Source organism: Streptomyces amritsarensis (genome assembly GCF_001953875.1).
GTDB classification, from domain to species: domain Bacteria; phylum Actinomycetota; class Actinomycetes; order Streptomycetales; family Streptomycetaceae; genus Streptomyces; species Streptomyces amritsarensis.
In genome coordinates, this window is sequence record NZ_MQUR01000145.1 from 1 (window position 1) to 12,364 (window position 12,364).

10 protein-coding genes, 1 tRNA gene and 1 pseudogene are annotated in these 12,364 nt (G+C 74.0%); 3 read left to right on the forward strand and 9 right to left on the reverse strand.

Annotation, left to right across the window (positions count from 1 at the left end; all coding sequences use genetic code 11):
* Nucleotides 1–51 precede the first annotated feature (51 nt).
* Nucleotides 52–612, reverse strand: a complete 561-nt coding sequence (locus AVW11_RS33765) for an ALF repeat-containing protein (protein WP_076046932.1) — start codon at nt 610–612, stop codon at nt 52–54.
* Between the two features lie 131 nt (nt 613–743).
* On the reverse strand, nt 744–2,636 hold the full coding sequence (locus AVW11_RS33770; RefSeq protein ID WP_078094309.1) for a putative bifunctional diguanylate cyclase/phosphodiesterase: 1,893 nt from the start codon (nt 2,634–2,636) through the stop codon (nt 744–746).
* A gap of 345 nt (nt 2,637–2,981) precedes the next feature.
* Here AVW11_RS33770 and AVW11_RS33775 point away from each other — a divergent pair, with 345 nt between their 5' ends.
* Nucleotides 2,982–4,217 (forward strand): M6 family metalloprotease domain-containing protein, encoded by a 1,236-nt coding sequence (locus AVW11_RS33775; protein WP_030852277.1) that lies wholly within the window; start codon nt 2,982–2,984, stop codon nt 4,215–4,217.
* Nucleotides 4,218–4,275: 58 nt separating this feature from the next.
* Here AVW11_RS33775 and AVW11_RS33780 read toward each other — a convergent pair.
* The 4 genes and pseudogenes from AVW11_RS33780 to AVW11_RS33795 all read right to left on the reverse strand — a co-directional run bounded on the left by AVW11_RS33780 (nt 4,276) and on the right by AVW11_RS33795 (nt 6,240).
* Nucleotides 4,276–4,349, reverse strand: a tRNA-Lys gene (locus AVW11_RS33780).
* Nucleotides 4,340–4,967: pseudogene (locus AVW11_RS33785) on the reverse strand (bifunctional DNA primase/polymerase). The gene AVW11_RS33780 and the pseudogene AVW11_RS33785 overlap by 10 nt, the downstream one beginning before the upstream one ends.
* A gap of 142 nt (nt 4,968–5,109) precedes the next feature.
* A complete protein-coding gene (locus AVW11_RS33790) occupies nt 5,110–5,454 on the reverse strand; it encodes a hypothetical protein (protein WP_030852279.1) in 345 nt (114 codons plus the stop codon).
* A 204-nt stretch (nt 5,455–5,658) separates the two neighbouring features.
* Nucleotides 5,659–6,240 (reverse strand): NADPH-dependent FMN reductase, encoded by a 582-nt coding sequence (locus tag AVW11_RS33795; RefSeq protein ID WP_076046934.1) that lies wholly within the window; start codon nt 6,238–6,240, stop codon nt 5,659–5,661.
* 112 nt (nt 6,241–6,352) lie between these two features.
* On the opposite strand from AVW11_RS33795, the gene AVW11_RS33800 reads away from it, so the two are divergent.
* Nucleotides 6,353–6,835: a MarR family winged helix-turn-helix transcriptional regulator gene (locus AVW11_RS33800; protein WP_076046935.1), complete on the forward strand. Its 483-nt coding sequence runs from the start codon at nt 6,353–6,355 to the stop codon at nt 6,833–6,835.
* Between the two features lie 16 nt (nt 6,836–6,851).
* Here the strand turns inward: AVW11_RS33800 and AVW11_RS33805 are convergent, their stop codons facing one another.
* From AVW11_RS33805 to AVW11_RS33815, 3 genes are read right to left on the reverse strand one after another with little or no spacing between them, the layout of a single operon-like run.
* The gene (locus tag AVW11_RS33805) at nt 6,852–8,201 is read right to left on the reverse strand and encodes an AAA domain-containing protein (protein ID WP_199818584.1); all 1,350 of its coding nucleotides are present in this window, start codon (nt 8,199–8,201) and stop codon (nt 6,852–6,854) included.
* The gene (locus AVW11_RS33810) at nt 8,198–9,781 is read right to left on the reverse strand and encodes a hypothetical protein (RefSeq protein WP_076046936.1); all 1,584 of its coding nucleotides are present in this window, start codon (nt 9,779–9,781) and stop codon (nt 8,198–8,200) included. Before AVW11_RS33810 ends, AVW11_RS33805 begins: the two co-directional genes overlap by 4 nt.
* On the reverse strand, nt 9,769–10,938 hold the full coding sequence (locus AVW11_RS33815; protein ID WP_107277763.1) for a hypothetical protein: 1,170 nt from the start codon (nt 10,936–10,938) through the stop codon (nt 9,769–9,771). The genes AVW11_RS33810 and AVW11_RS33815 overlap by 13 nt, the downstream gene beginning before the upstream one ends.
* Before the next feature lie 148 nt (nt 10,939–11,086).
* Here AVW11_RS33815 and AVW11_RS33820 point away from each other — a divergent pair, with 148 nt between their 5' ends.
* On the forward strand, nt 11,087–11,683 hold the full coding sequence (locus tag AVW11_RS33820) for a histidine phosphatase family protein (RefSeq protein ID WP_076046937.1): 597 nt from the start codon (nt 11,087–11,089) through the stop codon (nt 11,681–11,683).
* Nucleotides 11,684–12,364 lie beyond the last annotated feature (681 nt).

Genomic DNA, 12,364 nt, shown 5'->3' on the forward strand with positions numbered 1-12,364 from the left:
CCGCCGGCCTCCACGGGCACAGGGGCTCGTGGAGGCCGGCGGGTGTCGGGGTCAGACCTGGTACTGGCCGACGGTGAGGAAGTGCCGCAGCTCCTCCGGGGTGCCGTCGATCGCCTTCTCGGCCGCCGCGCGCAGCGCGTCGCTGATGCCCGGGCGGGCCAGGATCCGGGCGACGTCGACGCGGTCGTCCTCGGCCTGGGCCAGGCGCAGACCCGTGGTCAGGAACGCGACGCGGTCGGCCGGGGTGCCGTCCAGGGCCTTGTTGGCCTCGCGCTTGACGGCTTTGCCGGTGGGCGGGTTGGTGGCCAGGATCCTGAAGATGGCGACGAGGTTGTCCTCGTCCTGCGCTTTCGCGAGACCCGTGGTCAGGAACGCCACGCGGTCCTCGGGTGTGCCGCTGAGGGCCCTGTTCGCCTCGCGGATCACGCCCTTGCCGCTCGCCGGGTCGGCGAGGATCTTGGCGATGGCGGCGGCGTTCTCCGTGTCGGATCCGATCACCGGGCTCGCCGATGCCGCCACCGGTGCGGCGGAGGCGGGCGACGGGCTCGTGAGCAGCAGGGCCGGGGCCAGGGCGACGGCGGTCACGGCGAGCGCCATTCGGGTCAGTTTCACGATTCCCCCTCGTTCGAATGACTGTTCTGGTCACAACAGTCGGACGATCTTCACAAGGGGGTGCACGTCGGGGCAACTGGCCACGGGGCCAGGCCGTTCGGTTCCCGGTCGGGCGAATCTCACACTCCCCGTCAGACCAGCGGGTGCGATGCCGGCTCCTCGGGCAGGGAAGCAGTCGTCGGCCCCGCCCCGACCCGGCGTCCGATCATGCGGGCGATCACGTCCGGGGCCACCGCGCGGGAGTACAGCCAGCCCTGGCCCGTGTCGCAGCCGACCCGCCGCAGCCGGGCCGCCTGCCCCGCGGTCTCCACGCATTCCGCGGTCACCGTGAGGCCCAGCCGGTGCGCGAGCTGGACCAGGGCCTCGACGATCGTCTCGTCGGCCGGGTTCGGGTGCGCGCCCTCGTCGTAGCGGAAGCCCCGCACGAACGAGCCGTCCAGCTTCAGCACCGAGACCGGCAGCCGGCTGAGGTAGGCCAGGTTCGAATAGCCGGTGCCGAAGTCGTCGATGGCGATGCGGACGCCCATGTCGCTCAGTGCCTGGAGGGCCTGGAGCGGCCTTCCGGCCGAGCCCATCACCGCCGACTCGGTCAGCTCCAGCTGGAGCAGCTGCGGCGCCAGGCCCGTCTCGGCGAGGATCTCCGCGACGTCGCCGACCAGGTCGGAGTCCCACACCTGCCGCACGGCGACGTTGACGGACACGAACACCGGGGTGTCGCTGGGCTGCTCGATCTGCCAGCGGCGCGCCTGCCGGCACGCGGTCCGCAGGACCCACTGACCCAGCTGGACGATGGACCCGTCCTCCTCGGCGATGCCGATGAACCGATTCGGCGTCAGCGTGCCGAACTGCGGGTGCCGCCAGCGCACCAGCGCCTCGACACCGCGCAGCGCACCGCTCTCCAGGTCCACCAGCGGCTGGTACTCCAGGGCGAACTCGCCCCGCTCCACGGCCGGCCGAAGCGTCGACGACAGTGCCTGCCGGGTCATGCGGTGCGCGTTGCGCTCCGGGTCGAAGAGGGTCCAGCGTGCCTTGCCGTCCGCCTTGGCCCAGTACAGGGTCGTGTCGGCGGCCTGCATCAGCCCTGTCGCCGACGTGCCGTCCGTGGCCCGCTCCACCACGCCGATGGACGCGGAGACCGACAGCCGCTGCCCGGCCAGGTCGAACGGCTCCTGCACGGCCGCCAGTACGCTGCGCGCCAGGTCCGCGAGCTGCTCGGTGCCGGTGGAGTCCTCCACGAGCAGGGCGAACTCGTCGCCGCCGAGCCGCGCGACCAGGTGCCCGCCCGTGCGCCCGTAGCCGGACTGGTCCGCGCACTGGGTCAGCCGGGAGGCGACGGCCGTCAGCAGCCGGTCGCCGACGCGGTGGCCGAGGGTGTCGTTGACGGCCTTGAAGCCGTCGAGGTCCAGATAGCACAGGCCGATCCGGCCGGTGCCGCCGCCGTGGTCGTACGAGGACGCCTCCAGGGCGGCCGAGAGCCGCTCGAAGAACAGCGCCCGGTTGGGCAGCCGCGTGACCGGGTCGTGCATCTGGAGGTGCCGCAGCCGGGCCTGGAGGTCGCGGCGGTCGCTGATGTCGGAGACGGACAGCAGGACGTTGCCGGTGCCCGGTACGGGCCCCAGGGTGACCTCGGTCCACAGCGAGTGCCCGTCGGGGTGCTTGAGGCGGCGGGTGCAGCGCAACCGGGCCTGCCGGCCGCGCAGGACCTCCTGGTACGCGGCCCAGGTGCGGGCCTCCGCGGCCAGGTCCACCAGGTCGGCGGCGCAGCGGTGGACGAGCAGGTGCGGCTCGCTGCCCAGCAGGCCGGCGAAGGCTTGATTGGCCGTCACCACGTAGCCCTCGCGGTCCACGACCGCCATGGGGAGGTGCGCCGCGTTGAAGGCGGCCCGGTAGTCGCGCAGCTCGGACGCGGCGCGATGAGACACCGACGGCCCGGACGGCACCACCGGCACTGCCGGGTGACGCTCCGTAATGGCCGATCGGATGCTGTCGGCCGCCGAACCGGTTCCTTCTGAGGTTCCGCTCACCGTTGGCCCCGCAGTGTTCGTGAGTGTCCGTGCAGGAAAGTGTGCCGATCATAGAGGCTGCCGGGAGGCCCTATCCAGCGGCGTCACCGGTTGAGACGCGGGAGTTCGACGTGATGACGGACCGTCGGACCAAGATCGCTTGATCGTTTCTGCGCGGCAATGAGCGGGAGGCGGCTCCTGCTGATCCGGGGTGATCGATCGTGACGTTCTGTAGGCACCCGCGTGAAGTCCGGGGGTCACCGGCTTGACCCACCGCTCACCCTTGTGGGGCAGCGGAACAGGGCATTAGTAAGACAATCGCCTCAAGGTGGCTAAATAGGTACCAATCCATCACCGGAGGTCGATGTGACGCGACAGCAGACACCCGGGGGAGTGGACCGCTCTCGCGTCCGAAGTACCGCCGCGGCGCTCACCTCCTTGACGGCGCTCGCCGCCATGTCGCTCGTCGCGGGTCCCGCGGTGGCCGACTCGGGCGCCGGGCCCTGCGCGCTGACCCGCACAGGGGCCCACCACTCCCTCGGCCTGGACACCTGGAACGGCTCCTACCCCAAGCCCGAAAGCGCGCTCGACGCGGTGATGGTCTTCCTCTCCTTCCCCGACCACCGCAGCACCCTGACCCCCGAACTGCTCACCCGCGACTACTTCCCCGCGACCAGCGACTTCTTCGAACAGGCCTCGTACGGGCGGTTCCGCCTGGTCCCGCACCCGCAGAAGCAGTGGATCCAGATGCCCAGGCCGTCCACCGCGTACGGGATAAGGCGCGACTGGGCCCCCGGCGACCGGGCCGCCTACCTGCGCGACGCGGTCGCCGCCGCCGACGCCCGGGTGGACTTCGGCAAGTACGACATCGTCTACTTCGTCGCCGACCCGGACGCGCCCGGGGTGGACTCCGACGCCACGAAGGTCGTGAACTTCGACCGCCCGATCATCGCGGACGGCGCGGAACTGCGGCGGATCGTCACCGTCTTCGAGCGCCACCCGCCGGACCGCCACGTGCTCGCGCACGAGACCGGGCACGTTTTCGACCTGCCCGACCTCTACCACCGGCCCACGGACGGCAAGGGCGACTGGGACACCTACGTCGGGGACTGGGACGTCATGGGCAGCCAGTTCGGGATGTCCCCGGACCTCTTCGCCTGGCACAAGTGGAAGCTGGGCTGGCTGGACGCCTCCCAGGTGGACTGTGTGCAGTCGGGCTCCTCGCTGCACACCCTCCAGCCGCTGGGGCAGGCCCCGCCGAGCGGCGGCACGGGCGGCACCCGGCTCGCGGTCGTCCGTACGGGACCCGGCAGCGCCATCGCCGTCGAAGCGCGGGGCTCGGCCGGCAACGACGGCGACACCTGCACCGAAGGGGTCCTCGTCTACCGGGTGCGCAACGAGGCCGCGTCGGGCGGCGGCCCCATCGAGGTGCTCGACGCGCACCCGCAGACGGAGGCGTGCTGGGACCGCTCGGTGTACCCGCCGCTGGCGGACGCGCCCCTGGAGGTGGGTGAGACGTACACGGTGCCGGGGGAGCGGATCACCATCGAGGTGGCCGACCGCACCCGGTCCGGCGCGTACACGGTGAAGATCACGACATGACGGCGTGACGGCGCACGAAGAAGGCCCCCCACTCGCGTGGGGGGCCTTCTTCCGTCTGTGCGCCGCCAGGGACTCGAACCCCGGACCCGCTGATTAAGAGTCAGCTGCTCTAACCAACTGAGCTAGCGGCGCTTGCTGACGAGGAAGACATTAGCAGGAGGATCGGCGGAACGAAAAATCGATATCCCCAGGTCCCGTCGGTGCGGCGGTGCGGGCCGCCCGCACGAAGGCCCAGAGCAGGGCCTCCGGCCCGGGGAGCCAGGGCTCCCGGGCGTCGGGTGCCACGAGCCACCGCGAGGGGCCGGGGCCGCCGGCGGCCAGCGGCGGCACGGTGACGGCGTCGCCCCGGCCGTGGCACAGGGGCGCCGGGGCGCTGCGGGAGGCCCCCCACTCCTCCCACGCCAGCAGGGCGGGCAGCCGGTGTGCGGTGCCGGGGGCGGCGAAGAGCAGCATCCGGCCGCGGTGCACGCCGACCGGGCCGGAGCCGGGGCCCTCGGCCCAGAGCAGGTCCAGGACGCGGCGCCCGAGGACCAGGGGGACGTTGACGACGTCGAAGGCGCTCCCGCAGGGCAGCGTGGCCGGCAGCCCGGGCCGGGCCTCCCACAGCGCGAGGGTGCGGCGGGGGTGCGCGGAGGCCGAGGCGAGCCAGGCGGCTCCCTGCGGGGTGACGTGCGTGGCGGGCGCGGTGCGCGTGCGCTCGCCGGGCGCGTGGAGGGCGGTGCATCCGTGGGCCGTCGTCAGCGTCGTCATATGCCAAGGTCTACCCGCCGTAGCGCTCCGAACCCCCGGAGTCACCGAAAATCGGGACAGGGTGAGGAGGTCTGGGGTACATTGCCCCCGCATATGCCGAGACCGCTCCGTCCGACGAGCCGGACGGCGGGCCGCCCGTCCGCTACGCCAGGTCGGCGCGGCCCCGCTGGAGGGTCTCGCCGAATTCGATCATTTTGACGGTGTAGTCCTCGGTCCACTCGGCCTGCTCGGCGATCGCCGAGGGGGTGAGCCGGTCGAAGCGCCGCGGGTCCGCCAGCTGCGCCGCGGCCAGGGCCTGGAACTCCACCGCCCGCTCCTGTGCCGCCCGGAAGGCCAGCGTCAGCTCGGTCGCACGGGCCAGCAGCTCGCGCGGGTCCTCGATCGACTCCAGGTCGAAGAAGTGCTCCGGATCCGCCACGGCCTCCGAGGGCTCGAAGAGCAGCGGCGCCGGCCGCAGCCGCCGCCCGGTCCGCTCGGGCTCTGCCATCCCTGTCCTCCTGCTGCGCGTGCGAAATCCATCCGGGCCACCGTCCATTGTCCAACGCCGCGCAAGAGCGCGCCCCGATGGCCTGCACACCTGTACGGCCGGTGAGGCGCACGGGTGCAGGGGTGGGCCCGGTGGCGAGGGAGTCGCTCAGGTGATCGACCGTCAGCCGGGCGAGCCGCCCGCGACCGCCTCGCCGGGGGCCGGTCAGACGGTGACGGACTCCGCCGCGAGCTCCGCCTCGCGCCCGGCCGCGAGCTCGGCCACATCGGCCAGTACGGCGGCCAGCTCGCCGGGGAGGGCCTCGGGGGCCTCGAAGCCCTCGGCGCCGATCAGCTTCGGGATGCCGGGGATCGCGACGGAGTGCGCGGCGGGCAGCATGCCGAGGCGGGTGAGGACGGGGAGCAGCATCTCGGCGGCCGGGGCGCCGCCGGTGGGGCCGGCGCTGTAGCTGACGATGCCGACCGGCTTGCCCTTCCACTCGTTGTAGAGGAAGTCGATGGCGTTCTTGAAGGGGGCGGTGAAGCCGCCGTTGTACATCGGCAGGACGAAGAGGAAGGCGTCGGCGGAGTCGACCAGGGCGCTCCAGTCGCGGGTGTGCTGGTGGGCGTAGTTCCCGGTGGAGGCGTACTCCGGCTCGTCCAGGAAGGGCAGCGCGATCTCGGCGAGGTCCACGGGGGTGACCTCGAAGCCGCCGTGTGCGCGGGCCTGTCCGACGACCCACTGGGCGAGCGGGCGGCCGGAGGAGGTGGGGCGGGTGGCGGCGGAGACGACGTGCAGGCGGGTCATGGAAGCGGCTCCCGGTCGGTGCTGTTGTTGATGTGTCATCTATCAAAGCGTTATGTGAGTGACGTGTCAACAAGGTAGATGATGTGTCACCGACCTGGCTAAGGTGGGAGACATGACCCCCGCATCCGAGCCCCGCTGGCTCACCGAGGCCGAGCAGGCCGCCTGGTTCGCGTGGCGGCGGATGTTCCCGCTGGTCGACGCGGCCATCGCGCGCGACCTCAACCAGGACAGCGGACTCTCGGAAGCCGACTACGACGTACTGTCCGTGCTCGGCTCCGCGGACGGCCACCGCATGCGGATCAGCGCACTGGCCGAGCTGATGCACTGGTCGCGCAGCCGGCTCTCCCACCAGCTCACACGCATGGAACAGCGCGGCATCGTCCGCCGCGAGGACGTCGCGACCGACGGCCGGGGCGCCGAGGTGGTCCTCACCGACACCGGGGTCGCCGCGATCACCGACGCCGCCCCGCTCCACGTCGCATCGGTGCGCCGCCACCTCGTCGACGTCCTGACCCCGCAGCAGCTCCAGGTCCTCGCCGAGGTCGGCGAGGTCCTCCGCCACCGCTTCGGCGCCCCCCGCAAGGGCAGGGACTGAACGGCGCCCGCGCCCCCTACGGCCGCCAGGACACCCGGTGCTCCGCCAGGTGCGCCAGGACGGAATGGTTCGCCTCCCAGCCGTCCGGGAACTTCACCGTCACGCCCAGCTGCACCGGCTCGGTCGACGGATGGTCGTCCAGCAGCTCCGCTATACCCGCCCGCGCCACCACCACGCAGGCGTGCCGGTGCCGGGAGGCCAGCACGCACAGCCGGCCCGTCTCCAGGTGGAAGGCCGTCGCGTCCGGGCGCCCCGACAGCGGGTGCAACACCACCGTGAGGTCGTACTCGCGGCCCTGCAGCCGGTTCGCCGTGTCCACCGTGACCCCGCCGACCCCGAGCGAGGCCAGCGCCGCGCGGACCGCGGCCGCCTGGTCGCGGTGGGCCGTGCCGACCGCGATCCGGTCGGCCGTCAGCGCCACCGGGCCGGAGGACTGCTCGTCGCAGGTCACCGCCCCGCGGTCCAGGGCCCGGCGCACCACCCGGGCCACCGCGCCGACCGCCTCCGGGTCCGTGCGCGGCGTGTGCCGCGCCGGCAGCTCCAGCAGACCCCAGCCGGCCTCCGCAGCCTCGTCCAGCACCCGGTCCGGCCCCGACCCGTCCGAAGCCACCCCGTACGACAGCTTCCGCTCGCCCGGCCCCGTACCGCTGCGGAACTGCGTGTACGGGTAGAACGCGCGGGAGACCAGCGGCGCCGCCGTCGCCGGGAGCCGCCAGGACACCGGCAGCCGGTGCTGCGGCAGCTGCGGATTGTGCGCGAGCAGCGTGCTCACCGCCGACGCGGACGGGTCGTAGGAGAGCCCCGCCCACTGCTCCGCGCCCACCACGCTGAACGGGTCCAGCTGCCCCGGGTCGCCCACGAACAGCGCCCGCTCGAACAGCCCGGCCACGGCCAGCAGCGCGTCCGAACGCATCTGGTACGCCTCGTCGACGATGGCGTGCTGCCACGGCTCGACGTCCTTGACGTACGCCCACTTCGCCGCCGTGGAGATGGTGATCGGCAGCTCCGCGAGGTCCCCCGGCTTGGCCGAGAGGGTCACCGACGGCAGCTCCCGCAGCGCCGGATCGTAGGAATCCCCCTCGCTGCTGTGCAGCCGGCCGACCCTCAGCTCCGGATCCTTGGCGGCCAGCCGCAGCACCAGATCGTCGACCTGCGCGTTCGTCTGCGCCACCACCATCAGCCGGCGCCCCGCCGCAGCGAGCTCACGCGACGCACGGACCACGAGCGTGGACTTGCCGGCCCCCGGCGGGGAGTCGACGACGACACCCCGCTCGGTCCCGTGCAGGGTGTCGTGCAGGATCGCGGCGGTCGCCCGGGCGGCCGCGGCACCCGGGTCGAAGGCGGCGGGAGCGGACACAGGAGTCACAGGATGTCCTCGTCGGTGACGGCGTCGGGAAGGTGGACGGCGGCCCCGGACCCCGGCGGCCCGCCATGCGTCCACGGCGTCCGCTCCGGGTCCGGGAGCTTCGGACCGCCGCGCGCGTCGTGCTCGAAGAGCGTCCAGCACACGCGGTCGCCCTCCTCCGGCACGGAACCCGGCTCCGGGTCCCGGCCGCGTCCCATCTTGTCGAGAAGCCTCAGCACCACCTGCCCGTCCTCCTCGAAACGAACGAACTGCGCGCTCTGCGGCCGCCCGTCCAGCGAGCGGTACACCTTCGCGGCGCCGCCGTCCGCGAGCTGTGGCCGGTCCTGCGTGGACACCGTCACCAGCGGCCGCGGACTCGGCCGCTTCGACTCCGTCCACTCCATCACGACCCCGGTGACCTCGCCCGCGAACGCCTCGCCCGCCAGCCGCCGGCCCGCCATGACCAGCGGGTCGTCCAGCGCCTCCTGCGCGTCCAGGCGCACCTGCTCCGTCTCCCGCGTGGCCAGCTTCTGTGCCGCCGTCACCGCGTCGTCGCGGCGCGGCTGCGGCGGCTCGCCCGCCCGTACCCGGTCCCGGTGGCCGGTGTACGACCAGCGGTCGCGCGTCCAGCGCTCCTCCGCCCGCTCGCCCGGCGGCAGCGCGCGGAGCAGGTCGATCGCCTCCCACGTCGCCCGCCAGGTGCTCGACATCTGGTCCACGACCAGACGGCGCACCGCCCGCTCGGCCGTACGCACCTCGCGGTCGTCGTCGCCGGGCCCGGCCGCCAAGGCCGCGCGCGCCGCGTCGTAGCGGGCGATGGCCGGCGCCAGCAGCCTGTTGTCGAAGGCCGGATCGGTCGCCGGACCGGCCGGCGGGCACAGCAGCTGTCCGTGCTCGTCACGGCCCAGCTCCGCGCGCAGCGCCGCCTCGGCACCCGACCTGCCCGCAGGCGGGTCGATCCAGGCCAGGAGCGCGCCCAGATGCTGGTCCTCCAGATTGCTCTGGCCCGTCGCCCAGTGCCGGGACAGCAGATCCGTCGCCGACACCAGCATCGAGGAGCCCGGCACCCGCGCCCGCTCCCCGAGGTGCGTGAACCAGCGGCCCAGCAACGGAACCCGCGACGGCGCCGGATACGGATTGTCCGGATCCTCCTCCGCGGTGCGCCTGAACCGCATCGACCGCCCCAGCAGCCGCACGTACTCGATGCCCGCCCGGCTCGGCACGATCAGCTGCGGGGCGTCCACACACAGCTCGGTCTCGACCTTGACCCGCTTGCCCGTCTCCGGATCGGTCTCACTGCGCTCGGCCGGCTCCACGTCGTCGGCGTACGCCTCGATGTGCGCCAGCACATGGACCGCGAGGTCCGCGAGGAACGCCCAGCGCAGGTCCCGGTCGCGCGGCTGGGGTATCACGAAGACCCGCGGCTCGTTCCGATCGGTGCCGACCAGCGCGCCCAGCGGCGCACCGGCCTCACCGGCCGTGGTCAGCGGCACGAGGACCAGCGGGTTGTCGCTCAGGTGGCGGTGGCGCACCGTCGCGAGCGGCTGGGCGCGGCCGGCACGGACGGCCTCCAGCCGGGCCAGGGTGCTCAGCAGGGGCATGCGGGGGACTCCGGGACGTGCGGACGGGGCAGGGCGGCGGCCAGCTCCAGCGCCTCGGCGCGCAGCCGGGCCGCGCGGTGCAGGGCGGCGGCGGTGGGGTCCTCGGCGCAGCCGGCGCCGGCGGCCGCCGCGAGGGCCTCCTCGACGGTGGTCAGCGCGCCCAGCTCGCCCCGTACGGACCGGCCCAGGGCCGTCACCTCGTCGGCGGCGCGGGCCCGCTCCCGGCAGTGGAAGGCCAGCTCGCAGGCGGCCAGGCACTCGGGGGCGTAGGCGGCGTCCACCGCGGAGACCGCCTCGGCCAGCTCCTCGGCGGGCCGCTCAGGGTCAAAGCTGAGCCCCTCGGGCAGCGCCGCCGCCAACTCCTCCACCCGGGTCAGCCGGTCCAACTGGCGGCGGGTCACCGAGCGCTCGCGGCGGATGTCGACGGCAGCGGCGGTCGGCAGGTTGGAGAAGTCCTTCGGGCAGACCAGCAGCACGCTGTGCCCGACCTCCGCGCCGGCCACCTTCCCGGCGATCCGCTCCAGGGCCAGCACGTAGACCGCGGCCTGGCGGGCCGCCGCGCCCACCTTCGCCGCGTCCGCGGCGGCGTCGATCATGGGGAACGACTTGATCTCCACCACGGTCCAGCGGCCGTCGGGGTGCACGACGACGGCGTCCGGCTCCAGGTACGCCGGGGTGCCGGCCACCTCCAGGGCCAGCATCGGGTGGTCCAGCAGGGTCCAGTCCTTCGCCGAGGTGGCCTCGCGCAGGGCCAGGGCGGTCCGGGCGGCGCGGCCCTCGGGCCCGGCGGCCGTCAGGTCGGGGACGAGGGCGCCGGAGCCGGGAGGCTCGGCGGCGGCGTCGAGGTGCGCGTGCACCAGCCGCAGCAACTCGGCGCCGCCGTCGCCCTTGACCTTCGCCTCGAAGGAGTTCCCGCGGACGATCGCGAACTGCGACTGGCCGAAGGCGGCGGGCGAGCCGAGGGCCGTGGCGAGGGCGTTCTTGTCCACACCGGCGCCGTCGAGCAGTGCGCGTCTTCCGCAGCCGGGGTTGGCGGCGAGGGCCGCGAGCGCCCGGGCGTCGAGCGGGCGGGGCGGCACGGCGGGGCCTCGCAGGCCGGCGAGCCGCTGCCGCAGCGTGGTCGGCTGCGCGGGGCTGCTGGGCGGGTAAGAGCTCACCCGCGGAAGTGTCCCATCCGCCACTGACAATCGTGTGCGGAGCGGGGAAACGGGCCGGTGGGAGGGCCGGTCGGGGGCGTGATGGATGATGGACGCACGAGGAAACCATCGTAAAAACGCACAATCTCGCACCGATCGGGAGATTCGCATGGCCCCCCGCATCCTGCTGGCCCGTCACGGCCAGACGGCGTGGTCCCAGCTCGGCAAACACACCGGACGCACGGACGTGCCGCTGCTGGAGGAGGGCAGGCTGGGCGCGAAACTCCTCGGCGAACGCCTGGCCCGCGACCCGTGGCAGGGCCTGCCCGGCCTGGAGGTGCGCACCAGCCCGCTGGCCCGCGCCAGCGAGAGCTGCGACCTGGCGGGCTTCGGCGCCCGCGCCGAACCGTGGGACGCGCTGCTGGAGTGGGACTACGGCGACTACGAGGGCATGACCCCGGCCCAGATCCAGGCGATCCGGCCGGGCTGGCTGATCTGGCGCGACGGCGTCCCGGGCGGCGAGTCCGTCGCCGACGTCTCGGCCCGCGCCGACGAGGTGGTGGCGTGGGCGCGCTCGGCGGAGCGGGACGTGCTCGTCTTCGCCCACGGACACATCCTGCGCACCCTGGCCGCGCGCTGGCTGGGCTTCGAAGCCTCCTTCGGCGCGCGGATCCGCCTGGAGCCGACATCCCTGTCGGTCCTGGGCTGGGCGTACGGGGCGCCGGCGCTGGAACGCTGGAACGACACGGGCCACCTGGACGCGTAACCCATCCGCTCCCGCGGGGGCGGGCGGGATCGGGGGTGGGCCCGGCCCTTCCGCTGCCGCGGGGGTGGGCGGGATCCGGGGTGGGCCCGGCCCATCCGCTGGCGCGGGGCGGGATATGGCTGCGGTGCCGATCCGCTGGCGCGGGGCGGGCGGGATCGGGGGTGGGCCCGGGCCATCCGCTCGCGCGGGGGTGGGCGGGATCCGGGCGCGGTACGCATCCGCTCGGGCGGGCGGGATCCGGCTGCGGTGCCGATCCGCTGGCGCGGGGCGGGCGGGATCCGGAGGCCCGTCCCATCCGCTCGGGCGCGGGATCCGGCTGCGGTGCGACCCGGGCCGCAGGGTGGGGTTCGGGCACGCCGCGGGGCACGTCCCGGGCCTACCCGGGTCGAGGGCCGCCGGGCGGGATCCGGGCCCGCGTGCGGGGTGTCTCGCCCAGGCGGGGTGGTTGCACGCTCGTCCTGCGGGGACACCCCTCCCCGTCCCCACTCCAGCAGTACGAGCCCGCTTCCGGGCGCGGGTGTCCCGCGGTCGGCTCGGCGCCAAGCCCTGCGTGGTGCTCGGTGGTGTGCGGCTGGATCCCGGTGGGGGGTGTTGTGGGGGCGGTTCGGCGGTGGCCTTGGCGGGGTGTGGCGGGGCCGGGTTCGGTCTGGGTCGGGGGGCCGCCGCCGGGGTGTCTCCTCG

Bases quoted from the DNA above. Each gene is read 5' to 3' on its own strand.
- AVW11_RS33810 (WP_076046936.1), bottom strand. From the start codon at position 9,781: ATGCCCCTGCTGAGCACCCTGGCCCGGCTGGAGGCCGTCCGTGCCGGC.
- AVW11_RS33790 (WP_030852279.1), bottom strand. From the start codon at position 5,454: ATGGCAGAGCCCGAGCGGACCGGGCGGCGGCTGCGGCCGGCGCCGCTG.
- AVW11_RS33820 (WP_076046937.1), top strand. From the start codon at position 11,087: ATGGCCCCCCGCATCCTGCTGGCCCGTCACGGCCAGACGGCGTGGTCC.
- AVW11_RS33795 (WP_076046934.1), bottom strand. From the start codon at position 6,240: ATGACCCGCCTGCACGTCGTCTCCGCCGCCACCCGCCCCACCTCCTCC.
- AVW11_RS33800 (WP_076046935.1), top strand. From the start codon at position 6,353: ATGACCCCCGCATCCGAGCCCCGCTGGCTCACCGAGGCCGAGCAGGCC.